This window comes from Caballeronia sp. LZ019 (assembly GCF_031450825.1).
GTDB lineage: Bacteria > Pseudomonadota > Gammaproteobacteria > Burkholderiales > Burkholderiaceae > Caballeronia.
On the sequence record NZ_JARTVZ010000003.1, the window covers coordinates 275,717 to 299,231 of the forward strand.

Below are 23,515 nucleotides of genomic sequence, written 5' to 3' on the forward strand. Positions count from 1 at the left end.
TCCCTTCGATGAATGGGCGGGCAAGCGCCGCGCCCCTACACTCGGACCCATACTTTCAATTGCCACGCGCTGTATGGAAAGCCGCGCGTGGCCGCAAAGCCCGGAGAATCGGATGAGTCACTTTCTGGACCGGCTGAAGTTCATGTCGCGCGTCAAGTCCACGTTTGCCGATGGACACGGCGCGGTCGTGGACGAAGACCGCAAGTGGGAAAACGGCTACCGCAGCCGCTGGCAGCACGACAAGATCGTGCGCTCGACGCATGGCGTCAATTGCACGGGTTCGTGCTCGTGGAAGGTGTATGTCAAGAACGGCCTGATCACCTGGGAAACGCAGCAGACGGACTATCCGCGCACGCGCCCGGACTTGCCGAATCACGAGCCGCGCGGCTGTCCGCGTGGCGCGTCGTATAGCTGGTATGTGTATTCGGCGCAGCGCGTGAAGTATCCGCTCATTCGCGGCAGGCTCGTCGAGATGTGGCGCGAAGCGCGCAAGACGCTCGATCCCGTCGCGGCGTGGGCATCCATCTGCGAAGACCCGGTGAAGGCGAAGCGGTACAAGAGCGTGCGCGGGCTCGGCGGCTTCGTGCGTGCCGACTGGGACACGGCGACCGAGATCATCGCGGCGGCGAATGCCCATACCATCGCCAAGTACGGGCCGGATCGCGTGATCGGCTTCTCGCCGATTCCCGCGATGTCGATGGTCTCCTACGCTGCCGGCGCGCGCTATCTGAGCCTGATCGGCGGCGCGTGCCTGTCGTTCTACGACTGGTATTGCGACTTGCCGCCGGCATCGCCGCAGATCTGGGGCGAGCAGACGGACGTGCCGGAATCGGCGGACTGGTACAACTCGACCTATCTGATGGTCTGGGGCTCGAACGTGCCGCAGACGCGCACGCCCGACGCGCACTTCTACACCGAAGTGCGCTACAAGGGCACGAAGACGGTGGCGGTGTCGTCGGATTACGGCGAAATGGTGAAGTTCGGCGACATCTGGCTCGCGCCGAAGCAGGGCACCGATGCCGCGCTCGCCATGGCGATGGGCCACGTCGTGCTCAAGGAATTCCACGCGAACGGCAAGTCCGCCTACTTCCGCGCTTACGTGAAGCAGTACACGGACATGCCGATGCTCGTCCTGCTGCGCGAGCACGAAGGCACGCTCGTCCCCGATCAGTTCCTGCGCGCGTCGCAACTGCAAGGCAATCTCGACGAGGCGAACAATCCGCAGTGGAAGACGCTCGTCATCGATGAAAAGAGCGGCGATATCGTCGCGCCCAACGGCACGATCGGTTTCCGCTGGGGTGAGCAGGCGAAGGCCGGCCGCTGGAATCTCGAGCAGAACGATGCCGGTTCGGGCCGCGAGATCGATCCGCGCCTGTCGATGATCGGCGCACACGACGACGTCGTCGACGTGAGCTTCCCGTACTTCTGCGGCGAACATGACGCCTTGCTCGCGCGGCGCGTGCCGGTGAAGCGCGTCACGCTCGCGGATGGATCGCCTGCGATGATCGCGACCGTCTACGATTTGCAGATGGCGAACTACGGCGTCGATCAGGGTCTCGGCGGGCCGAACGTCGCTGCATCGTTCGATGACGACGTGCCCTACACGCCCGCATGGCAGGAGAAGCACACCACGGTGCCGCGCCATCTCGTGATTCAGGTGGCGCGCGAGTTCGCCGACAACGCGGACCGCACGCAGGGCAAGAGCATGGTGATCGTCGGCGCTGCGCTGAATCACTGGTATCACAACGACATGATCTATCGCGGCATCATCAACCTGTTGATGATGTGCGGCTGCGTCGGCAAGAGCGGCGGGGGCTGGGCACATTACGTCGGCCAGGAAAAGCTGCGGCCGCAGTTCGGCTGGGCGCCGCTCGCATTCGCGCTCGACTGGTCGCGCCCGCCGCGCCAGATGAACGGCACGTCGTTCTTCTATAACCACACGAGCCAGTGGCGGCACGAGAAGGTGAACGTCGGCGAGATACTCGGTCCGGGCGCGGACAAGTCGCGCTATTCGAATCTCTCGATGATCGACCTCAACGCGAAGTCCGAGCGCATGGGCTGGCTGCCGTCCGCGCCGCAGCTCGGCGCGAATCCGCTCGATATCGCCGATGCCGCGAAGCGCGCGGGCCGCGATCCGATCGAATACACGGTCGAGCAACTGAAGTCCGGCGCGCTGGACTTCGCGTGTGACGATCCCGACAATCCCGCCAATTTCCCGCGCAACATGTTCGTGTGGCGCTCGAACATTCTCGGCAGCTCAGGCAAGGGGCACGAGTATTTCCTGAAGTATCTGCTCGGCACGCAGAACGCCCTGTTCGACGATGAATCCACCGCGATCAAGCCGAGCGAGGTGAAGCTGCGCGCCGCCGCCGAGGGCAAGCTCGACCTCTTGACCGTGCTCGATTTCCGCATGAGCACGACGTGTCTCTATGGCGACATCGTGCTGCCGAGCGCCACGTTCTACGAGAAGGACGACCTCAACACGTCGGACATGCATCCGTTCATCCATCCGTTATCCGAAGCGGTCCAGCCGTTGTGGGAGAGCAGGACGGACTGGGAAATCTACAAGGGCATCGCCAAGAAGTTCGCGGAAATCGGCGGCAAGCATCTCGGTACGCGCACCGATATCGTGACCACGCCGCTGATGCACGACACCCCCGGCGAACTCGGCCAGGCGTTCGAGCCGAAAGACTGGCGCGCGGGCGAATGCGATCTGATTCCGGGCAAAACCGCGCCGTCGATGACGCTCGTCGAACGCGACTACACCGCGATCTACGACAAGTTCACATCGGTCGGACCGTTGCTGGAAAAGCTCGGGAACGGCGGCAAGGGCATCAACTGGAACACGGCGCATGAAGTGCGCGAGCTCGCCACGCTGTCCGGCGAGAAGCAGGGCCGGCCGCGTCTCGATACAGCCGTCGATGCCGCCGAGATGATCCTCACCTTCGCGCCCGAAACCAACGGCCACGTGGCGGTCAAGGCGTGGCAAGCGCTCTCGAAGATCACGGGCCGCGATCACACGCATCTCGCAGCGGGCCGCGAGCACGACAAGATCCGTTTCCGCGACGTGCAGGCGCAACCGCGCAAGATCATCTCCGCGCCGACGTGGTCGGGCCTCGAGTCCGAGGAAGTCAGCTACAACGCGGGCTATACCAACGTGCACGAGCTGATTCCCTGGCGCACGCTGACGGGCCGGCAGCAGTTCTATCAGGATCATCGCTGGATGCTGGATTTCGGCGAAGGCTCATGTGTCTACAAGCCCGCAATCGATACGAAGACCATCGCGCCGATGCTCGGCGCGAAGCCGAACGGCGAGCACGAACTGGTGCTGAACTGGATCACGCCGCATCAGAAGTGGGGCATCCATTCGACGTACACGGACAACCTGCGGATGCTCACGCTGTCGCGCGGCGGGCCGCACGTATGGGTGTCGGAGGCGGAAGCGAAGGAAGCCGGGCTCGCCGACAACGACTGGGTCGAAGTGTTCAACACGAATGGCACGCTGACGGCGCGCGTCGTGGTGAGCCAGCGCGTGCCGCGCGGCATGTGCCTCATGTATCACGCGCAGGAAAAGATCATCAACGTGCCGGGTGCGGAGACGAGCGGCATGCGCGGCGGCATCCATAACTCGGTGACGCGCACGGTGCTGAAGCCGACGCACATGATCGGCGGATACGCGCAGCAGGCGTATGGTTTCAACTATTACGGCACCGTGGGCAGCAATCGCGATGAATACGTGATCGTGCGCAAGATGAAGAAAGTGGACTGGCTCGAAGGCCCGCTCAAGGAAGGAGCAGCATCATGAAGATCCGCGCCCAGGTGGCGATGGTCCTGAATCTGGACAAGTGCATCGGCTGTCATACCTGCTCGGTGACGTGCAAGAACGTGTGGACGTCGCGCGATGGCGTCGAATACGCGTGGTTCAACAACGTCGAGACGAAGCCGGGCATCGGGTATCCGAAGGAATGGGAAGACCAGGAGAAGTGGAACGGCGGCTGGGTGCGCAAGAGCGATGGCCGCATCGATCCGCGTCAGGGCGGCAAGCTGAAAGTGCTGGCCAACATGTTCGCGAATCCGAACCTGCCCGCCATCGACGATTACTACGAGCCGTTCACCTACGACTACGAGCATCTTCAGAAAGCGCCGCTGTCGCAGACACCGCCGACGGCGCGCCCCGTATCGGCCATCACCGGCAAGAAGATGGACAAGATCCACTGGGGGCCGAACTGGGAAGACGACCTCGGCGGCGAGTTCGATTCGCGCAGCCGCGACAAGCTCTTCGACAACGTGCAGAAGGAGATGTACTCAAGCTTCGAGAACACCTTCATGATGTATCTGCCGCGCCTTTGCGAGCATTGCCTGAACCCGGCCTGCGTGGCGTCGTGTCCTTCCGGTTCCGTCTACAAGCGTGAAGACGACGGCATCGTGCTCGTCGATCAGGACAGGTGCCGCGGCTGGCGCATGTGCGTGTCCGGTTGCCCGTACAAGAAGATGTACTTCAACTGGAAGTCGGGCAAGGCGGAGAAATGCGTGTTCTGCTATCCGCGCATCGAGGCGGGGCAGCCTACCGTGTGTTCGGAGACGTGCGTCGGGCGCATCCGTTATCTCGGCGTGATGCTGTATGACGCGGATCGCATGGAGCAGGCGGCATCGGTCGAACGGACGACGGACCTGTACCAGTCGCAACTGGATGTCTTTCTCGACCCGAACGACCCGCACGTGCAAGCACAAGCGCTGCGTCAGGGCATATCGCAGAGCTGGCTCGACGCCGCCGTGCGTTCGCCGGTGTATCGGATGGCGGTGGAGTGGAAGATCGCGTTCCCGCTGCATCCGGAATACCGCACGCTGCCGATGGTCTGGTACGTGCCGCCGCTCTCGCCGATCCAGTCCGCCGCCGACGCCGGCCATATGGGCATGAACGGCATGATTCCCGATGTGCCAAGCCTGCGCATCCCGATGCGTTATCTCGCCAACCTCCTGACGGCGGGCGACGAAGCGCCGGTCGTCGATGCGCTCAGCCGCATGCTGGCGATGCGCGCCTACAAGCGCGCGCAGACGGTGCACGGCGTGGCGGACGATGCGATCCTGCGCGATGCGGGCCTTACGGCGTCGCAAGTCGAGGCGATGTATCAGTTGATGGCGATCGCCAATTACGAAGATCGCTTCGTCGTGCCGTCGTCGCACAAGGAAATGGCCGAGGACAGCTTCGACGAGAAAGGCAGTTGCGGCTTCTCGTTCGGTAACGGCTGTTCGTCGGGTGTATCGAATGGATCGCTGTTCGGCTCGCGGGCGCAGGGCGAATTCGCTTACGCGGACTTGCCTAAGTCGCGCAAGAAGGCCGTCTGACGAAGGAAATACGATGTCGCTCTATCCCATGCTTTCCGCTTTGCTGGACTATCCGGAGCACGCGCTCATCGATGCGCTGCCGGAAATCGAAGGCGCGCTCGCCGCGTGGCCGCGTGCGCAGGCCGATCTCTCGCCGCTCGTGGATGCGTTGAAGTCGCGCTCGCTGATCGAATCGCAGGAGACGTACGTCGCGACGTTCGATCGCACGCCGTCGCACTCGCTGCATATGTTCGAGCACGTTCACGGCGAAAGCCGCGACCGTGGCCCCGCGATGGTCGATCTGCTCGATGAATATCGTGCGCTCGGGTTCGAAGTGACGAGCAACGAACTGCCGGACTACGTGCCGCTGTTTCTCGAGGTGCTCGGCCTGATCGATCCGGCGAAAGCACAGTCCCTGCTCGACGACGCCATTCACGTGCTGAACGCCATCGGCGAGCGGCTCGCAAAGAACGAAAGTCCGTACGCGGGCGCATTCCACGTGTTGCGCGATCTCGCATCCGTCGAACCTCGCCCGCTGACGCAGCCGCCCGTGCGCGACATGGACGAGGCGCTCGAAATGTTCGGCCCCGGCCACGATGGCGTCGAGCCGCTGCTCGTGCCGTCGCGTGCTTCTTCAACGCAGACCATTCGTTTTCATCCGACCGCAAAGGAGGCCCGATGAACACTTTCCTGTTCGGCATCTACCCGTATATCGCGGCGTGCATCTTCTTGTTCGGCAGCCTCATGCGCTTCGAGCGTGAGCAATACACCTGGAAAGCCGACAGCACGCAATTGATCGAGCGCGGCAACCTGAGGCTCGGGAACATCCTCTTTCACGTCGGCATTCTCGGCCTGTTCTTCGGGCATCTGTTTGGCTTGCTCACGCCCGTCGCGGTATGGGACCGGCTCGGCGTCGAGCATAGCGTGAAGCAGGCCGTCGCGATGATCGCCGGCGGCGTGATGGGAACGATGTGTCTCGCGGGCCTCGCGATCCTGCTGCATCGCCGCCTGACGAGCGCGCGGCTGTCCGCCGTCACGAAGACCGGCGATCGCGTCTTGCTGCTGTGGATTCTCGTGACGCTGCTGCTCGGCTTGTCGACCATCGGCGAATCGGCTGGTCACATGGACGGCGCGATGATGGTCAGCCTGATGACCTGGGCGCAGCATATCTTCACCTTCCAGGGCGATGCGGCGAGCCATGTCGCGAATGCGCCGCTGCTGTTCCGCGTGCACCTCTTCATGGGCATGACGCTCTTCGTGATCTTCCCGTTCACGCGCCTCGTGCATGTGTGGAGCGGCTTCGCGTCGCTGACCTACCTGGCGCGCGCGTGGCAGCTCGTGCGCAGCCGCTGAACATGGAAACGCCCGCGGTTGATCCACCGATGCGCGAGCGGCTCGCGACCCGCATCGTCATGTTGTCGGCGGTGGCGCTCGTGCTCGTGCTGACGATGATCGGCGGCACGCTGTGGCTCTCGTGGCAACTGCAGGGCGCGGGCGCGGCCATCAACGATGCCGGAAGCCTGCGGATGCGCGCGAACGCCGTGGGGATCGCGCTGCTGGCCGCGCAACGCGATGGCGGCGCATCGGCGGCATCGGCGGCAGACGAGCACATCGCCATGATGAACGCCACGCTCGATCGTCTGCGGCGCGGCGATGCGGCGCGTCCGCTGTTCCTTCCCGACGATGCGCGCATTCGCAGTCAATTCGACAGCGTCGCCGATGCCTGGCATGCGCGTCTCGAACCGCAAGCGCGCGATACGGCGGATGCATCGCGCTATCTGGAGGCGCTGCCTTCGTTCGTCGCGGGCGCGGATACGCTCGTCCGGCTCATCGAACAGGAGAACGCGCGCAAGACCGCGTGGCTGCGCATGTCGCAGATGGCGCTTGCGGCGCTGTCGTGCCTCGGCACCGTGGCCATCGTGTATCTGCTTTATCTGTGGTTCGTCGCGCCCGTGCAGCGCTTGCAGGAAGGACTTGCGCGCATTCAGCGGTGCGAATTCGACGTGCGCCTGCCGGTCGAATCGCGCGACGAGTTCGGCAATCTGGCCGAGGGCTTCAACCGGATGGCCGCCGAATTGCAGGCGCTCTATGGCGATCTGGCCGGGCGCGTCGAAGCCAAAACAGCGGAACTGGCGGCGCAGAATCGCGAACTGACCGCGCTGTATGAAATGACCGCGTTCCTCAACTTGCCCAACGACGTGCCCGCCTTGTGCGAGGGGTTCATCGCGCGTCTCACGCATCAGTTCGACGCGTCGGGCGCGACCGTCCGCCTTATTTCCGACGAAGACGATCGCCTGCATCTCGTCGCATCCGATGGCGTGCCGCCCGAACTGCTCGATGCCGAACGCTGCATGCCCGTCGACGGTTGCCTCTGCGGCGATGCCGCGACGCAGGGCGCGGCCGTCGTCCACGATGCGCGGCGCATGAGCCAGCGGCCTTGCCTGACCGACGAATCGGCGGGCGTGGCGGCGTTCGGCATCGTGTCGCAGGGCGAGAAGCTCGGGTCGTTCTCATTGCACTTCGACAGAAAACGCCCGATCCCCGCGTCCGAAATGAAACTGCTCGAAACGCTCGGCAAGCACTTCGGCACTGCGCTCAAGAATCGCCGGCTCGCGGCGCTCGAACGGCAGTTCGCGGTATCGGAGGAAAGGAACCTCGTCGCGCAGGGCTTGCATGACAGCATCGCGCAGAGCCTCAATTTCCTGAAGATGCAGGTGCATCTGCTCGATGCCGCCGCCCGCGAATCCCGCATGGACGAGATACGCGAGATCGTGCCGCTGCTCGAAGGCGGTGTCGCGGAAAGTTACGACGACGTGCGCGAGCTGCTGAACAACTTCCGCTCGAAGCTCGGCAGCGGCAAGTTCCGCTACGCGGTGGAAAGCACCATCGAGCGCTTTCGTTCGCAAGCGGGCATACCTGTCGCGCTCGATTATCGGGAGGCGGGCGGGCCTCCGCTTGCGGCGGATCATCAGTTGCAGGTCATCTTCATCCTGCAGGAAGCGCTGTCGAACGTGCGCAAGCATGCGGAAGCAAGTCACGTTCATGTGACGATCGTCAACGAGAGTGAATTCCGGCTCTTGGTCGAAGACGACGGCCAGGGCTACGATCCCGACGATATGCGTTTTCTCGACGAAAGGCACGTGGGTTTTCACATCATGCGCGAGCGTGCGGAACGGTTGTCGGCCAGGCTTCAACTGACCGGGTCGCCCGGGCGCGGTGCGCGCGTCGAACTCGTTTTGCCCACTCATGCGCGTCAGGCGGTCTGACGCTTCTCATCATGGCCATCCGCATCCTGCTTATCGACGATCACACGCTGTTCCGCTCGGGCGTGCGTGCGCTGCTGCAGCGCACGCCGGATTTCGAGGTCGTCGGTGAAGCGGCGGACGGGCACGAAGGCATCAAGCGGGCGATGCAGTTCTGCCCGGACGTCATCCTGCTCGACATCAACATGCCGGGGCTTTCGGGTCTCGAAACGCTGCGGCTGCTCGTGCAAGACCTGCCGCAAGCGGCGGTCGTCATGCTGACGGTCTCCGAAGACGTCGATGAACTCACGGTCGCGCTGCGCGACGGCGCGTGCGGCTATCTGCTCAAGAACATCGAAGCGGACACGCTTGCGGCGGCCATCCGCAAGGCGGCGGCGGGCCAGCCCGTCATTGCCGACGACATGACCGTCAAGCTCGTCGCAAGCATGCGCCGGCCAGCGTCCACGATGCAAGGCGACACCGCGCCCGTGCCCACGGCATCGGCGGCGGCCGATCCGCTTACCTCGCGCGAACGCGACATCATCCGCGAATTGTCGCGCGGTGCGAGCAACAAGGAAATCGCGCGCACGCTGTCGCTCGCCGAGAGCACCGTCAAGATCCACGTGCGCAACATCCTTCGCAAACTGAATTTCACGAGCCGCGTTCAGGTCGCGCTCTATGCAGCCGGGCGCGACGCCGCGTCCGTGCTTTCCGAATCCAATTGAACGCCTCATGCGTCGAGCATGTCATGAGCGCGTCGTCAGGCAGTCACATCATGAATCGAAATCAAGCTGAAACTTCGTCTCCTTCGATATCCGCGTACCACGGCTTCAGGCCGCTCACGATTCGCGGACGCAGCGTGCTGCCCATCGTGCAGGGCGGCATGGGCGTCGGCATCTCGGCGCATCGGCTGGCGGGGAGCGTCGCGCGGGAAGGGGCCGTCGGGACCATCGCGAGCATCGACTTGCGTCATCATCACGCCGATCTGACCGCAGCGTGCAAGGCAGATCCATCGCGCGAGACGCTGGAACAGGCCAATCTCACCGCGCTGGCACGTGAAATTCGCAGTGGGCGAGCGTTGTCCGAGGGGCGCGGCATGATCGCCGTGAACGTGATGAAGGCGGTCAGCGCACATGCCGATTACGTGCGCGTGGCCTGCGAGGAAGGCGCAGACGCCATCGTGATGGGCGCGGGCCTGCCGCTCGACCTGCCCGACCTCACGGACGGGTACCACATCGCGCTGATCCCGATTCTTTCCGACAGCCGCGGCGTCAATCTCGTCCTCAAGAAGTGGATGAAAAAGGGGCGCTTGCCGGATGCGATCGTGATCGAACATCCCGCGCATGCGGGCGGGCATCTCGGCGTGACGGACGTCGCCGACATGAACAACGAGCGCTTCGGCTTCGCTCGCGTGCTGGAAGAACTGGAGACGGTGTTCGCCACGCTCGGCATCGCGCGCGCGGACGTCCCGGTAATCGTCGCGGGAGGCATCAACAGTCATGAGGCGGTGCGCGGGTGGCTGTCGGCGGGCGCGGATGGCGTGCAGATCGGCACGCCGTTCGCCGTCACGGAGGAGGGCGACGCGCATCCCGAGTTCAAGCGCGTGCTGGCCGAAGCGACGCCGGAGGATATCGTCGAGTTCGTCAGCGTGACGGGATTGCCGGCGCGCGCGGTCAAGACGCCCTGGCTCATGCGCTACCTGCGCAACGAGGATCGCATCCGCACGAAAATCGGCGCACGCAAGCAGACGTGTCCGACCGCGCTCGAATGCCTGAGTGCGTGCGGTCTGCGCGACGGCATCGAGAAGTTCGGCCATTTCTGTATCGATACGCGCCTCGCGGCGGCGCTGCGCGGCGATGTCGGCAATGGACTTTTCTTCCGTGGACGCGAGACGCTCCCTTTTGGCGCGGCGATTCGCAGCGTGCGCGAACTGATCGAACTGCTGCTCACGGGTACGACGAAGACGGCGGGCGCGGGCTGCTGATGTGTCGTCCGGAAATGTCGCGTTTCACATGCGGGCGCGTTGAATCGAACTCGTCTTATGGCTCGACGGTTTGCTGCGCCCTAGGCTAAGAACAGTTCAACGAAAGGCGTTACGTCATGGCCAAGCGATTTCCCCTTCATCCCAAGCATCCCGAGCGCAATTGCTGGGGCTGCGACCACTACTGCGCCGCGGACGCCATGCGCTGCGGCAACGGCTCGAATCGCACGCAGCATCCGGCCGAACTGATGGGCGAAGACTGGTACGAGTTCGGCGACTGGGGACTCGATGTCGCGGACGACGCGACATCGATCGTGCCGTCCGCAAGCAAGGCTTGAAACGGAGTGAACCCGAACGCGCGCCAGGTATTCGTCCTGTTCCTACACGCCGGCGAATAGCGCCTGCCTAGAATTCCGGGCAATCCAACTCACCGCGTTGCCCGCCATGCACACCAAGCTCGAATTCGAAACACCGGAAGGCCGTCTGTCACTGCATATCGACGATGTCCAGTTCATGGCTTACGACGCCGCCGAAACCGCGATGAAGTCGATGTACACGTTCGTCGAGCGCATGCGCGACATGGGGCTGGGCGCTCTTGCCGAAACGCATGCGCGGGTGTTCGCGCAAAACCGCGTCAATGTGATGGAACTGCGCGAAGCCCACGACGACGCGCAAACGCTGCTCGCATGCGGCGCAATCGGCGATGCAATGGCCGACACCATCCAGCCCCGGCTCGAGATATTGCGCGAGAACATTGCTCAGACGCATCGGCAGATGCGCACGAGCGTCGACCGGCTGGCGGCTTTATCGGCGGCGTGCCATGAAGCGTTGAGCCAGATTCCGGGCTACACGCCGCCGAAGCGCGCGCGAGGCTGACGCGCTGCAACGCTCATCCGCCGGAATATTTTCTCAACAGCGCATTCACGTCGATGCGCTGTCCCTGCAGCAAGAGCAGCCGCGCGTGCAACACGAGATTCTCGATCAGAAGCAGCGCGGTCGTGAGCATGTAAGTGAGATTGACATCGCTCGCGTTGAGCCCGCTCGCCTGCAGGTTGCGATGTTTCTCCAATAGCGACGTCAACACGAGACTGCGAAGTTCGGGCTCACCGAACGGCAGGTCGCCGTAATCGACGGGATCTTCCTGTTCCAGTTCCGCGAGCAGGCCTGTCAATTCGCTGATGGTCACTTCCATGACGTCTCCGCCGTGAGCATGCGTGAAGGGTGAAGAGCGCCTTCATGATGCCACGTATCGGTCGACGGCATCATCGCGCGACGGCGGGTACACTGAATCATCGATTCCTATCTGCAAACGACTAGCCCGATGCCCAGGCGCGCGCCCGAACCGTGGTATCAACCGCCGCAGGAAGAGACTTGCGCGTTGTGCGGCCGTCCGGTGCCGCCGTCGGAGCGCGACCTGCATCATCTCGTGCCGAAGTCGCAGGGCGGCAAGAAGACGGCGGTGTTTCATCGCATCTGTCATCGGCAACTGCATGCGCTCTTCACCGAGAAGCAGCTCGCGCAGCAGTTTTCCACCGTCGAGGCGCTGCTCGCCGATGACCAGGTGCGCGGCTTCGTCGAGTGGGTCAGGACGAAGCCGAACGGTTTCTATCAGCGCACGCGGCGCTCGTCGCGCAAGTCGTAACCGCGCAGTGCAGGCGTGGTCCACGGCGCGCACGCGGCTTCCTTGTTCAGCGCGGACATGCCGAAGCGCTGCATGATGAAGCTCTCCAGCACGAGGTAGAGATCCGCTTCCCGTGGCCGCGTCCCCCAGCGGCTGTTGCCTGCCACCGACGCCACCGTGAACCAGGAGTGCGGTGGAAAAAGTTCGACGCGCAGCATGTCGCGTTCGAGAATCCTCAGCCGCCCGGTATCTGCGTGAAACTCGGCGCTGACGGCGCCGCCCGGTAGATCGATGCTCACCCTCGTTGCATTCGCCCGCATGGTCTCGCCCTCTTTGTGGTTCCGATACGGTGCCCGCACGTTCGTGACAACGTTATGACGTCCGTTCGCTCTCGAATAGTCCCGCTTAAGGAGGGGCGCACGCGCGCCGCCCGCCGTTCAAGCAGAGATATTCCGATAGGCATACAGTAATGAGGTTGCCTGCTGACGCCGAAGTATCGGCAGCATCGGCAACGGAGCAGCAACGGATGCATAGCGTGGTGGCGAAGGTTCGCTCCCGCACATAAAATGCCGCGCGACAGGCGCGGACCCACCTGATCTGGCCGCGTCTTCGCAACGGGCGAAGGCGCGAGTCTCATGTCGATAGATTCAAGTCAATAGAGGAAATTCGTCCATGTTCAAAGCGTATTCGTATGCAGCATCGGCAGCCGACAAGCCGCTCGGCCCGCTGGAGATTCAGCGCCGCGACGTCGGCCCGAACGACGTGCGTATCGACATCCTGTTTTGCGGCGTGTGCCACTCCGACCTGCACATGGCGCGCAACGAGTGGGGCGGCACGAACTATCCGGTCGTGCCGGGTCACGAGATCGTGGGGCGCGTGGCGGAAGTCGGATCCGAGGTGACGAAGTTCAAGGCGGGCGATCTGGCCGGTGTCGGCTGTATGGTCGATTCGTGTCGCGTCTGCGATGCCTGCAACGAAGGTCTCGAACAGTATTGCGAAGGTCCGGACAGCTTCATTCAGACGTATAACTCACCGGACAAGAAGTCGGGCGGCGTGACGTATGGCGGATATTCGACGTCGATCGTCGTCGATGAAGCCTTCACGCTGCGCGTTCCGGAGAATCTCGAGCTGGCTGCGGTTGCGCCGTTGCTGTGCGCGGGCATCACGACGTATTCGCCGTTGCGTCACTGGAACGTGAAGCCGGGCGACAAGGTTGGCATCGTGGGTCTGGGCGGGCTCGGGCACATGGGCGTGAAGATCGCCGCGGCGATGGGCGCGCATGTCGTGCTCTTCACCACGTCTCCGAACAAGACCGAGGATGCGAAGCGCCTGGGCGCGCATGAGGTCGTGGTGTCGAAGGACCCTGACCAGATGGCCGCGCACGCGAACAGTTTCGACTTCATTCTGAACACGGTGGCGGCATCGCATAATCTGGATCAGTTCATTGCGCTGCTCAAGCGTGACGGCACCATGACGCTCGTCGGCGCGCCGGAGCATCCGCACCCGTCGCCGTCGGTGATGAACATGATCTTCAAACGCCGGTCGCTGGCGGGCTCGCTGATCGGTGGTATCGCCCAGACGCAGGAAATGCTCGATTTCTGCGGCAAGCACGGGATTACTTCGGACATCGAAATGATCCGCATGGACGAGATCGATACGGCTTATGAGCGCATGCTGAAAAGCGATGTGAAGTATCGGTTTGTTATCGATATGGCGACGATGGAGAAGTAAGAGTGCTCGGACGAGGCTCTCTCGCGGGCCTCGTCCGGCACCATCTATCTTCCCTCGCGCACGCGCCGTTCCAGCCTGAAGATGCCGGGCGGCTCGAAGTAGGTGCCGAAGCGCACGAGGCCCGCTTTCTTAAGGTGGCAGGTCATCTCGAAGCTGACCTGCAGCCCCGGCTCCGGCGTGTCGACGATGGCCACATCGATTGAACGGATGCGCGGCTCGTATTTGAGCAGCGTCAGTTCCATCTGCTTCTTGAGCGCGTGCGACGACGCCTCGCACGTTTTGCTGCACGCTCAGGGCTTCGAGCGTGCGGTCGTCGAAATAGTGGATCGGCTCGCCGTCGATTTGACCGAGCAGAATGTCGTAGAGCGATGGATTTTCACGTTCGCGAACGAGCATCAACGCAAGCAGGCCATCCCCCATGCATTCGCGCGACTCGCACGCGTCGCCATCGCGATGCCGCTAGCAACGAACCTCTCGCTTGCCGCACCGCATGAAACAATGTGTCCTTCGTCTTGCTTACGACCGCCCAGGGGACGCAGAATCAAGACCTCCCCTGCGATTCCTCCGCGCCTCACATGACGACGAAGCTGATCAGTTTCTTTGCGACCCGCGACGCCAACGCGTCGCTGGAAAATCATCGGCGATACTGCGCGAGCCGCGCGTACACGCACGAATTCGTCGATGCAAGCAGCATCGGCTGGGCGCATCTGCGTGTCTTGCTCAAGTACCAGACGCTGTTGCGCGCCATGCGGGCCATGCCCGACGGCGATCTCATCCTGCTGCTCACGCAGGACTGCCTGATCGTGCGCGACATTGCCTGCGAAGCGTTGATGGAGGCGGCTCGCGACCATATCACCGTGTCGATGGGCGACGCCGGGCACGACACGGTCATCGCCGCGTTTCAACTGTGGCGCAACACGGCCGCATCGCGCGAAATGGTGGAACGCCTGTGCGCGCGTGCCCGGTTCGGAAGCACCGCCGTGAGTGAATCGGAGTTGCTTCGCTCGACTTCTCCATTCGCCTATATCACGCGCTTCGACGACGTTCATCCCGCAGTCCCCGCAGCATGGCATATCGATCCCATCTGGACGCAGTGGCGCGCATTCACCATCGCGCTTGCCGATATCCCCGATGCCCCGCCGAACCAGCCCGTCCATGCCGACCTGCGCGACCTCTTCGCCGAGCACATCAACGCGTGTCAGGCGAACGGCCAGCCCTATCTGACGCTGCCGCCGCAGCCGGAACCGCAAGCCGTCGATACGGCATACGAGGCCCTGAATCCCGACGCGCCGATCGCGCTCGTCATGCTCTATACGCCCAACATCCGGGCCTACGGGGAGATTGCCGAGCGCAATCTGCGCCGCTATTGCACGCGTCACGGCTACGCATTGCACGTGTATCGCGACCTGCCGCAAGAGGCCGGACAGAGCGCGAGCGGCAACTGGCTGAAGCCGTGGGTGCTGCGCCGCCATCTGCCATCGCACGAGTGGGTCATGTGGATCGATGCGGACGTGCTCGTCATCGATCAGTCGACGCCGCTCGACGCGCTCTTCACGAATCGCGATCGTCTTATCGCGATGGACATGAGCTGGCAGTTCAACTCGGGCATCATGGGCTTTCGCCGCACGCCGCAAAACCTCGACGTGCTGGCGGAAGTCGAGGAGACGATCGGCGGCGTCGCGGACAAGTCATCGACGTACGCAAGCGGCGGCGATCAGGACGCCTTCATCAAAGTCCTCATGCGGCACGGCATGGCGAGCGACGCCGAACTGGTCGACTGCATCACGCTGAACACGCCATATCAGCTGCAAAAGCCCGATAGCTTCATGGTCCACTACATGCACATGTGGCTGTCGCTGCGCGCCCTCGCGATGCATCGCGGCGACCTGGCGAGCCGACACATGACGGACGGCGCGACCACATAAAGAAAGTCTTTCGAAAGAAACGCTCGCTTGTTGCAACGCAAAACGCTGAAAACCTTTAGAAACCTACTCGTTACTCCGCCGGCGCCCGGCCGCCCGTGCAGTAAAATGCGGACCTCATTTCACGACACGACGACGCATGTTGCGCAAGGCCTGGCGCGGGGAAGAACGCTTCTGGAAAGTCTGGTGGCTGCTCGGCCTGCCGTTGCATCTCGCATGGTGGGCCGTCTATCTGTACCTTTGGGGTACCGGGGTCGCTCCCGAACCGTTCCTGCTTATCACCATCTGGTTCTGGCCCGGCATGCTCGGCCTGTTCGCCGCGTGCGCGGCGCTCTATCTCGCGTGGTGCACGGCGGCCTGGCGATGCTCGGCCAATGTCGATCGCCGCGTATGGACGTATGTCGCACGCGTGCTCATCGGCGTGGGGCTCGGGTCGTTCCTGACCGAATGCGCGCTCATACTGACCGCGCCGTTCGTGTCCGGATAAGCGCATCCAATTAAGCGTTCTCGCAAAAACCCCAAGCGACGACACTGCTCCGCAACGCTACCATCGTCCCCATCGAAGTGGAGACGCTGCGCGCGAGGAGACACCGCTTGGCCTACGATCCGACCATCCGCAAGAAGCCAGAGGAATTACGGAGCCATCGCTGGTATGGCGCCAACGATCTGCGTTCGTTCGGCCACCGCTCGCGCACGGCGCAGATGGGCTATCACCCGTCCGACTACATGGGCAAGCCGGTGATCGCCGTTGTGAATACGTGGAGCGAAATCAACTCCTGCCACACGCACTTCAGGCAGCGCGTCGAGGAAGTCAAGCGCGGCGTCTGGCAGGCGGGCGGCTTTCCGGTGGAAATGCCCGTGATGACGCTCGCGGAGCCGTTCCAGAAGCCGACGACGATGCTCTATCGCAATTTCCTCGCGATGGAGGTCGAGGAACTGCTGCGCTCGTATCCGTTCGACGGCTGCGTGCTGATGGGCGGCTGCGACAAAACCACGCCCGGCCTGCTGATGGGCGCGATCAGCATGAACCTGCCCGCGATCTTCCTGCCCGCCGGTCCGATGCTGCGCGGCGACTGGAACGGCCGCACGCTCGGCAGCGGCTCCGACACGTGGAAATACTGGGCCGAACTGCGCGCGGGCAAAATCACCGAGGAGGAGTGGAAGGGCGTCGAGAGCGGCATCGCGCGCTCGCCGGGTCATTGCATGACGATGGGCACCGCCTCCACGATGACGAGCGCCGCCGAGGCGCTCGGCCTCACGCTGCCGGGCTTCGCGTCGATTCCAGCGGTCGATTCGCGCCATGCGCAGTTCGCGTCGCTGACGGGGCAGCGCATCGTCGAGATGGTCTGGACGGATCTGAAGCCGTCCGACATCCTCACGGCGAAGTCGTTCGACAACGCCGTTACCACCGTGCTGGCCCTGTCCGGCTCGACCAACGCGATCGTGCATCTGGTGGCGGTCGCGCGGCGCGCGGGCGTGCCGCTCACGACCGCGCGCTTCGACGAGCTGTCGCGCGTGACGCCCGTCATCGGCAACGTGCGCCCGGCGGGCAAGTATCTGATGGAGGACTTCTTCTACGCGGGCGGCCTGCGCGCGCTGCTCGCGGAACTGGGGAATCTCATCGATGGCGCCCAGCTCACGGTCAATGGCGCGACGCTCGGCGAGAACATCGCGGGCGCGGAGATTTTCGACGACGACGTCATCCGCAGGCGCAGCAATCCGCTCGTGCCGAACGATGCCCTTGCCGTGCTGACCGGCAACCTCGCGCCCGACGGCGCCGTCATCAAGCCGGCGGCGATGGAAGCGCATCTGCTTAAGCATCGCGGCCCGGCGGTCGTGTTCAGGGACTACGCGGACCTGGCCGCGCGCATCGACGATGAAGCGCTCGACGTGACCGCCGATTCCGTGATCGTGCTGCAACATGCGGGACCGGTCGGCGCGCCCGGCATGCCGGAGTGGGGCCAGTTGCCGATTCCGCAGAAGCTGTTGAAGCAGGGCGTGCGCGACATGGTCCGCATCTCCGATGCGCGCATGAGCGGCACGAGCTACGGCGCGTGCGTGCTGCATGTCGCGCCGGAATCGTTCGTGGGCGGGCCGCTTGCGCTCGTGCGCGACGGCGACATCGTCGAACTCGACGTACCCGCGCGCAGGCTGCATCTCGAAGTCGGCGACGATGAACTCGCCGCCCGCCGCGCCGCGTGGGTGCGCCCGAAGCGGCCGTTCGAACGCGGCTTCGGCGTGATGCATCAGCTGCACGTCACGCAGGCGAACAAGGGCTGCGACTTCGACTTCCTCGAAGAGAAATTCGTCGCTGATGGCGGCGAGCCTGAAATCCACTGAACGACGAGCATCGACATGACGACTCACGACATCGCCGTCTCCGGCGAGACCCTCGAACTGCTGCGCCACGTCAGCACCGCGACGCTCACGACGCAACTCTTCAAGCGCGGCTTGCGCAATGTGTTCCTGCAAGGCGTCGCGCCGCTCGTCAAGCCGGCGAATGGCGCACCGAATCTCGTCGGGCCGGCGTTCACGCTGCGCAACATTCCGGCGCGCGAGGATATCGATCATCTCGGCGTGTTTCAGAACCCGGATCACCCGCAACGCAAGGCGGTCGAGACCGCTCCGCCGGGCAGCGTGCTCGTGCAGGATTGCCGTGGCGATCGCACGGTCGCATCGAGCGGCTCGATTCTGACGACGCGTCTCCAGGTGCGGGGCGTCGCGGGCATGGTGTCGGATGGTTGCGTGCGCGATAGCGGGACCATCGGCGATATCGGCTTGCCGATCTTCTGCGCGGGCCCGAGCGCGCCGCTGAACCTCGCGAAGCATCACGCGGTGGACATGAACGTGCCGATCGCGTGCGGCGGCGTGGCGGTGTATCCGGGCGATATCGTCGTCGGCGATGTCGATGGCGTCGTCATCGTTCCGCGTCATATGGCCGAGCAGGTGGCGAAAGATGCGGCGGAGCAGGAACTGCTGGAAGCGTTCATCACGATGCGCGTGGAACGCGGCGCCGCGTTGCGCGGGACGTATCCGCCGGATGAGGCGACGCTTGCGGAGTATGCGGAGTGGCGCAAGGGGCAGGTGTAGAGGACAACGCCGGACGTGGAATCGTCTCGTCAGGCGACCAACAGCTCGGCCGCCTGGGAATCCACCCTGCGCAACTAGCGCCCGCCCTCTGCGAAGCCCCGCAACAAATGATGCGCGATAGCAAACGGCTTCGGCGCGGACAGTCCGTCCGCGTGCGAGCCGTCGAGCATCGCCGCGACTTCGGCGCGCGTGAACCAGCGCGCGTCTTCGAGCTCGTTCTTGTCGATGACGATGTCCGTATCGACTGCCTGCGCGAAACAGCCGATCATCAGCGACGAAGGAAACGGCCACGGCTGCGACGCGAAGTAACGCACGTCCTTGCAGCGGATGCCGGCTTCCTCCAGCACCTCGCGATAGACCGCATGCTCGAACGTCTCGCCCGGCTCCACGAAGCCCGCCAGCGCCGAGTACATCCCCGGCGCGAATTGCGGCTGACGGCCGAGCAGGCAACGCTCGCCGTCGGTGACGAGCATGATGACCACCGGATCGACGCGCGGAAAATGCTGCGCGCGGCAGTTGCCGCAGATGCGCCGCCAGCCCGCGCCTGCGTCGTCGGTCGGATGGCCGCAATTCGCGCAGAAGCGATGCCGCCGGTGCCAGTCGAGCATCGATCGCGCTTCGCCGAGCGCGCTGACGATCGGCGCATCGACGAGTCCCTGCATCGCGACGGGCCGCAGTTCCATCGTTTCGACTGGCACGCCCTCGAGCGCGCTCGCCGCGGCTTCCGCGCTCGCGTCGACGGCGCAGGCAAAGAGCGCGCGCCCATCGGCGTCGCGGCCCAGCAGCACCGTCTGCAGCGGCGCGCCGAACGTCGCGGCTTCATGCGCGGCGAACAGCGCATCGAGGCGCCCGTCGCGGCCGTCGATGCGCTTGAACAGCGGCACGTCCTTTACAAAGAGCAGAAAGCGCGTGGCGGCATCGTCGCGGAGGCGGGCGACGAACGCTTCGTCATCGCGTTTGTCGGACATGCGGTCGAGCGGATCGAGCGTGAAACCGATGGCATGAGGCGGCGTGGGCATGATTGAGTTCGTCGAAGCGGCGGCGCGCGCCTGAGGAAAAGGGTCAGCGAGCATCCTAGCGAAGTTGGCGCATCCTTGCTGGCGAAGCAAGGCGTCGCGGCTATGCGATAAGTCCGCCTGTATCGGATACCGGTGTAAGCATCATGGAAGTCAACGAATTCTCACGCGAGGCCAATGGCGGGACGGAGCTGATGCTGCGCCGGTTGCATCGCTCACTCGACGCGGGCCTGCTCGCGAAGTTTCAGATCATCCCGTCGCGTATCCGCGAGATCGACCCGCACAGAAAAACCGTGCTCTGGCTTCACGACGTGCCGACCGAAGAAACGGTGGCGCTGAAAGACGCCGCTTACCGCAAGCAGTTCGCCAGAATCGTGATGGTGTCCGACTGGCAAATGCAGATGTTCCACATCTTCTACGGCATGCCGTACTCCGAATGCATCGTCATTCGGAACGGCATCGAACCGATACCGCCGCTGCCCAAGCCGGACCTGCACGAGGTCATCAACGTCATCTACCACACGACGCCGCAGCGCGGTCTTCAACTCCTCGTGCCGGCTTTCGAGCATGTGCTCGCCAGATTCGGGCGGCTGCACCTGCACGTGTATTCATCGTTCGATGCCTACGGCCAACCGGAGCTCGACGCGCCTTACGCGCCGCTTTTCGAACATTGCAGGCATCACCCGAACATCACGTATCACGGCTTTCAACCGTACGATGCCGTGCGGCGCGCGCTTCAGCAAAGCCACGTGTTCGCTTATCCGTCGATATGGCCCGAGACCTCCTGCCTCGCCGCCATCGAAGCGATGTCCGCAGGCAATCTGGTCGTCGCGCCGAACTACGGCGGACTTTTCGATACCTGTAATCGATGCGCGCTCGGCTATCAATGGACGGAAAAGCCGGCCGATCACGTGGCGGTCTTCGCCGATGCGTTATCGGACGCGGTCGTCAGACTGCGAAACGATCCCGCGGGCTGTCAGAGCCATCTCGACGCGCAGAAGGGCTTTCACCGATCGTTTCTATGACTGGAATGCGCTCGCGCCCGTCTGGGACCGCATGTTGAGAGCACTGCTGACCTGATGCGCGACCGTTGCGATCTGCAACGACAAGTCCTATCTTGTCGGCACGCAGCACTGATCGCATAGGACTCACGGAAGTTGACGGCTTCGCGCTCCAAGCCAGCAGAGCCGCACTGCCGCACTGCCGCGACGATCGAACGGCGGTCGCATCGCGTTCCCGCAACGCACAACGACAGGATGATCGTTCCATGCCGAAGCGTGTCGATTCTCAGCCGCGCCGATCGTCGTCATGGAGCCGGCCATGAAGCCGCCGACCATCATGGAGATCGTCCGATGAGCCTGAGCCTGTACGCCCATCCGTTTTCGTCGTATTGCCAGAAGGTGCTGGTCGCGCTCTACGAAAACGCCACGCCGTTCGAATGGCGGCCTCTCACGCCCGAAACGCCGCAGTCCATGCGCGAACTGGCGGAACTCTGGCCCATCAGGCGCTTTCCCGTCCTCGTCAACGATGGCCGGGCGGTGATCGAAGCGACGATCATCATCGAGTATCTGGACCTCTTTCATCGCGGACCGGTGCGCCTGATTTCGTCCGATCCGCGCGCCGCGCTCGACGTGCGCTGGATGGACCGCTTCTTCGACAACTACGTGTCTACGCCGCAGCAAAAGATCGTCTTCGATTGCATGCGGCCCGATCACGAGCGCGATCCACGCGGCGTCGCCGATGCCCGCGCGATGCTCGACACGTCGTACGGCATCCTCGACCGCCTGATGTCGGCGCGCGAATGGGCCGCCGGCGATGCCTTCACTCTCGCCGACTGCGCCGCCGCGCCGTTCCTGTTTTATGCCGACTGGACGCATCGCATCGGGGATGCTTATCCGAACGTGATCGCGTATCGCAAGCGGCTGCTGGCGCGGCCTTCGTTTGCGCGCGCGGTGGACGAGGCGCGGCCGTATCGGCGATTGTTTCCGCCGGGCGCGCCGGATCGCGACTGACCCCCGTCGAGTTCGTCAACACAGGAGAACACGCATGACATCCACGCCTTCACGCCTTCCCGCAGCCGAACTGGCGGCGCGGGCCACGATGACCTTCCCGAATGAAAGCGCCGACTATCGGCGGGCGCGCATTGCGCTGCTGGCCGAAGAAATCGAGTTGCGGCGGCATATCGAGCGCGTTGCGCAGATGCGGCGCGCACTGCCGCCCGGCGGCGAAGTCACGGGCGATTATCGCTTCGAAGGCGAGCGCGGTTCCGTCGATTTCGCCGGCCTGTTCGGCGACAAGGACACGCTCGTCACCTATAGCTACATGTTCGGACCGCAGCGCGAGCGGCCCTGCCCGATGTGCACGTCGCTGCTGTCGGCGTGGGAAGGCGAGGCGCGCGATATCGAACAACGCGTGGCGCTCGCGGTCATTGCGCGCTCGCCGCTCGCCAGGCTCGTCGCGTTCAAGAAAGAGCGCGGCTGGCGCGACCTGAAGCTGTATGCCGACACCAACGGCAACTTCAGCCGCGACTATCACGCGATTTCGAAAGAAGGCGGCGATGAACCCGCTCTCAACGTGTTCACGCGGCGCGACGGCGTGATCCGCCACTTCTGGGGCGGCGAAATGGACTTCGCGACCGCCGATCCGGGCGAGGACCCGCGCGGCGCGCCCGATCCGATGCCGCTCTGGACCGTGCTCGACATGACGCCGGAAGGACGCGGTACGGACTGGTATCCGAAACTGAACTATTCCTAGGCGGCGCGTGGCTTGTGTGACGTTCAGTCAAATCTGGGCGCGCGTGGTCAACTTCGGTCGCGGGCCGGCGTTATGGGCGAACCGTTTCACGGTGAATCGGTATTACCGGGAGAAGTTCGCTCATGGTTGCAAACGCATTCATCCGGCGCGCGCGCGTCGTCAGTCTCGCATCCGTCGGCGCGCTCGTCGTGGTCAGCGGATGCGCCGCGCATCGGCCGGTGAGCGCGGCTGCGGCGCCGGAGCCGTCGCAGGACGAGCCGCGGGACGTGCGCGAAACGCCGGCGGCCGAGGCATCATCGGTCGATGCGCCCGCCGCGATCGCACCCGACAACGCAGTGTCGCAACCCTTGCAGGTCGGCGAGGCGTCGTTCTATAGCAGCAAGTTTCAGGGACGTCGCACCGCAAGCGGCGAGCGCTACGACATGAACGCGCTGACCGCCGCGCATCGCACGTTGCCGCTCGGATCGTATGTGCGCGTGAGCAATGTTTCGAGGACGCGGTCGGTGGTGGTGCGTATCAACGATCGGGGCCCGTTCGTCAAAGGGCGGATGATCGACCTGTCGTTCGCCGCCGCGAGCCTGCTCGGCCTGCGCAATGCCGGGCACGCGCGCGTCCTGCTCGAACCGGTCGAGCCGATCAGGCTGCAGATCGCGCAGCCGGTCGCGGCGTCGAACAAGGCGCGCGTGTATCACGCCAAAGCGCCGAAGAGGCCGATGAAGCTGCGCCTCGCGCATCCGCGGCGTCACGGCGCGCGAGCGCGGGCCCAGGCTTCGGCCTGACGGCCATCGGACGGATACAATGCGGCGGCACAAGACCTGCGCCCTGCCGAGTCA

22 protein-coding genes and 1 pseudogene are annotated in these 23,515 nt (G+C 64.0%); 19 read left to right on the forward strand and 4 right to left on the reverse strand.

Annotated features, from left to right (window positions below; genetic code table 11):
• Positions 1–112: 112 nt before the first annotated feature.
• From P9255_RS09765 to P9255_RS09805, 9 genes are all read left to right on the forward strand, one after another.
• Complete coding sequence (locus P9255_RS09765; RefSeq protein ID WP_309768092.1) at positions 113–3,805, forward strand: nitrate reductase subunit alpha; 3,693 nt, start codon at positions 113–115, stop codon at positions 3,803–3,805.
• On the forward strand, positions 3,802–5,346 hold the full coding sequence (narH, locus tag P9255_RS09770; RefSeq protein ID WP_309789425.1) for a nitrate reductase subunit beta: 1,545 nt from the start codon (positions 3,802–3,804) through the stop codon (positions 5,344–5,346). Before P9255_RS09765 ends, narH begins: the two co-directional genes overlap by 4 nt.
• Before the next feature lie 13 nt (positions 5,347–5,359).
• Positions 5,360–6,007, forward strand: a complete 648-nt coding sequence (gene narJ / locus P9255_RS09775; protein ID WP_309768089.1) for a nitrate reductase molybdenum cofactor assembly chaperone — start codon at positions 5,360–5,362, stop codon at positions 6,005–6,007.
• The gene (narI, locus tag P9255_RS09780; RefSeq protein ID WP_309768088.1) at positions 6,004–6,678 is read left to right on the forward strand and encodes a respiratory nitrate reductase subunit gamma; all 675 of its coding nucleotides are present in this window, start codon (positions 6,004–6,006) and stop codon (positions 6,676–6,678) included. Before narJ ends, narI begins: the two co-directional genes overlap by 4 nt.
• 2 nt (positions 6,679–6,680) lie before the next feature.
• Positions 6,681–8,591 carry a type IV pili methyl-accepting chemotaxis transducer N-terminal domain-containing protein gene (locus P9255_RS09785; RefSeq protein WP_309768256.1) on the forward strand — a complete coding sequence of 637 codons (1,911 nt, stop codon included), beginning with the start codon at positions 6,681–6,683 and terminating at the stop codon, positions 8,589–8,591.
• Between the two features lie 11 nt (positions 8,592–8,602).
• A complete protein-coding gene (locus P9255_RS09790) occupies positions 8,603–9,292 on the forward strand; it encodes a response regulator (RefSeq protein ID WP_309768087.1) in 690 nt (229 codons plus the stop codon).
• Positions 9,293–9,342: 50 nt separating this feature from the next.
• Positions 9,343–10,551 (forward strand): nitronate monooxygenase family protein, encoded by a 1,209-nt coding sequence (locus P9255_RS09795; protein WP_309768086.1) that lies wholly within the window; start codon positions 9,343–9,345, stop codon positions 10,549–10,551.
• A gap of 116 nt (positions 10,552–10,667) precedes the next feature.
• On the forward strand, positions 10,668–10,886 hold the full coding sequence (locus tag P9255_RS09800; RefSeq protein ID WP_309768085.1) for a DUF3079 domain-containing protein: 219 nt from the start codon (positions 10,668–10,670) through the stop codon (positions 10,884–10,886).
• Between the two features lie 106 nt (positions 10,887–10,992).
• The gene (locus P9255_RS09805) at positions 10,993–11,424 is read left to right on the forward strand and encodes a hypothetical protein (protein WP_309768084.1); all 432 of its coding nucleotides are present in this window, start codon (positions 10,993–10,995) and stop codon (positions 11,422–11,424) included.
• Positions 11,425–11,437: 13 nt separating this feature from the next.
• Here P9255_RS09805 and P9255_RS09810 read toward each other — a convergent pair whose 3' ends face one another.
• A complete protein-coding gene (locus P9255_RS09810; protein WP_309768083.1) occupies positions 11,438–11,740 on the reverse strand; it encodes a hypothetical protein in 303 nt (100 codons plus the stop codon).
• Positions 11,741–11,869: 129 nt separating this feature from the next.
• On the opposite strand from P9255_RS09810, the gene P9255_RS09815 reads away from it, so the two are divergent.
• On the forward strand, positions 11,870–12,190 hold the full coding sequence (locus P9255_RS09815) for an HNH endonuclease (RefSeq protein ID WP_309768082.1): 321 nt from the start codon (positions 11,870–11,872) through the stop codon (positions 12,188–12,190).
• Here the strand turns inward: P9255_RS09815 and P9255_RS09820 are convergent.
• Positions 12,157–12,468 carry a hypothetical protein gene (locus P9255_RS09820; RefSeq protein ID WP_309768081.1) on the reverse strand — a complete coding sequence of 104 codons (312 nt, stop codon included), beginning with the start codon at positions 12,466–12,468 and terminating at the stop codon, positions 12,157–12,159. The two genes, P9255_RS09815 and P9255_RS09820, sit on opposite strands and share 34 nt — an antisense overlap.
• A gap of 373 nt (positions 12,469–12,841) precedes the next feature.
• Here P9255_RS09820 and P9255_RS09825 point away from each other — a divergent pair, with 373 nt between their 5' ends.
• Positions 12,842–13,900, forward strand: coding sequence for an NAD(P)-dependent alcohol dehydrogenase (locus P9255_RS09825; RefSeq protein ID WP_309768080.1), 1,059 nt, complete (start codon positions 12,842–12,844; stop codon positions 13,898–13,900).
• A gap of 44 nt (positions 13,901–13,944) precedes the next feature.
• Here P9255_RS09825 and P9255_RS09830 read toward each other — a convergent pair.
• Positions 13,945–14,296: pseudogene (locus P9255_RS09830) on the reverse strand (type VI secretion system baseplate subunit TssE).
• 179 nt (positions 14,297–14,475) lie between these two features.
• Between P9255_RS09830 and P9255_RS09835 the strand changes: the two are divergent.
• From P9255_RS09835 to P9255_RS09850, 4 genes are all read left to right on the forward strand, one after another.
• Positions 14,476–15,825 carry a hypothetical protein gene (locus tag P9255_RS09835; protein ID WP_309768078.1) on the forward strand — a complete coding sequence of 450 codons (1,350 nt, stop codon included), beginning with the start codon at positions 14,476–14,478 and terminating at the stop codon, positions 15,823–15,825.
• A gap of 136 nt (positions 15,826–15,961) precedes the next feature.
• On the forward strand, positions 15,962–16,309 hold the full coding sequence (locus P9255_RS09840) for a hypothetical protein (protein WP_309768077.1): 348 nt from the start codon (positions 15,962–15,964) through the stop codon (positions 16,307–16,309).
• A gap of 107 nt (positions 16,310–16,416) precedes the next feature.
• On the forward strand, positions 16,417–18,162 hold the full coding sequence (gene araD / locus P9255_RS09845; protein WP_309768076.1) for an L-arabinonate dehydratase: 1,746 nt from the start codon (positions 16,417–16,419) through the stop codon (positions 18,160–18,162).
• Between the two features lie 15 nt (positions 18,163–18,177).
• Positions 18,178–18,912, forward strand: coding sequence for a ribonuclease activity regulator RraA (locus P9255_RS09850; protein ID WP_309768075.1), 735 nt, complete (start codon positions 18,178–18,180; stop codon positions 18,910–18,912).
• Positions 18,913–18,986: 74 nt separating this feature from the next.
• Here the strand turns inward: P9255_RS09850 and nudC are convergent, their stop codons facing one another.
• On the reverse strand, positions 18,987–19,931 hold the full coding sequence (gene nudC, locus P9255_RS09855; protein ID WP_309768074.1) for an NAD(+) diphosphatase: 945 nt from the start codon (positions 19,929–19,931) through the stop codon (positions 18,987–18,989).
• A gap of 143 nt (positions 19,932–20,074) precedes the next feature.
• Between nudC and P9255_RS09860 the strand changes: the two genes are divergently transcribed.
• The 4 genes from P9255_RS09860 to P9255_RS09875 all read left to right on the forward strand — a co-directional run bounded on the left by P9255_RS09860 (position 20,075) and on the right by P9255_RS09875 (position 23,461).
• On the forward strand, positions 20,075–20,953 hold the full coding sequence (locus tag P9255_RS09860; RefSeq protein WP_309768072.1) for a glycosyltransferase family 4 protein: 879 nt from the start codon (positions 20,075–20,077) through the stop codon (positions 20,951–20,953).
• Between the two features lie 327 nt (positions 20,954–21,280).
• A complete protein-coding gene (locus tag P9255_RS09865) occupies positions 21,281–21,940 on the forward strand; it encodes a glutathione S-transferase family protein (protein ID WP_309789426.1) in 660 nt (219 codons plus the stop codon).
• A gap of 34 nt (positions 21,941–21,974) precedes the next feature.
• Positions 21,975–22,682, forward strand: coding sequence for a DUF899 family protein (locus P9255_RS09870; protein WP_309768070.1), 708 nt, complete (start codon positions 21,975–21,977; stop codon positions 22,680–22,682).
• 122 nt (positions 22,683–22,804) lie between these two features.
• Positions 22,805–23,461 carry a septal ring lytic transglycosylase RlpA family protein gene (locus P9255_RS09875; protein WP_309768069.1) on the forward strand — a complete coding sequence of 219 codons (657 nt, stop codon included), beginning with the start codon at positions 22,805–22,807 and terminating at the stop codon, positions 23,459–23,461.
• Positions 23,462–23,515: the final 54 nt, after the last annotated feature.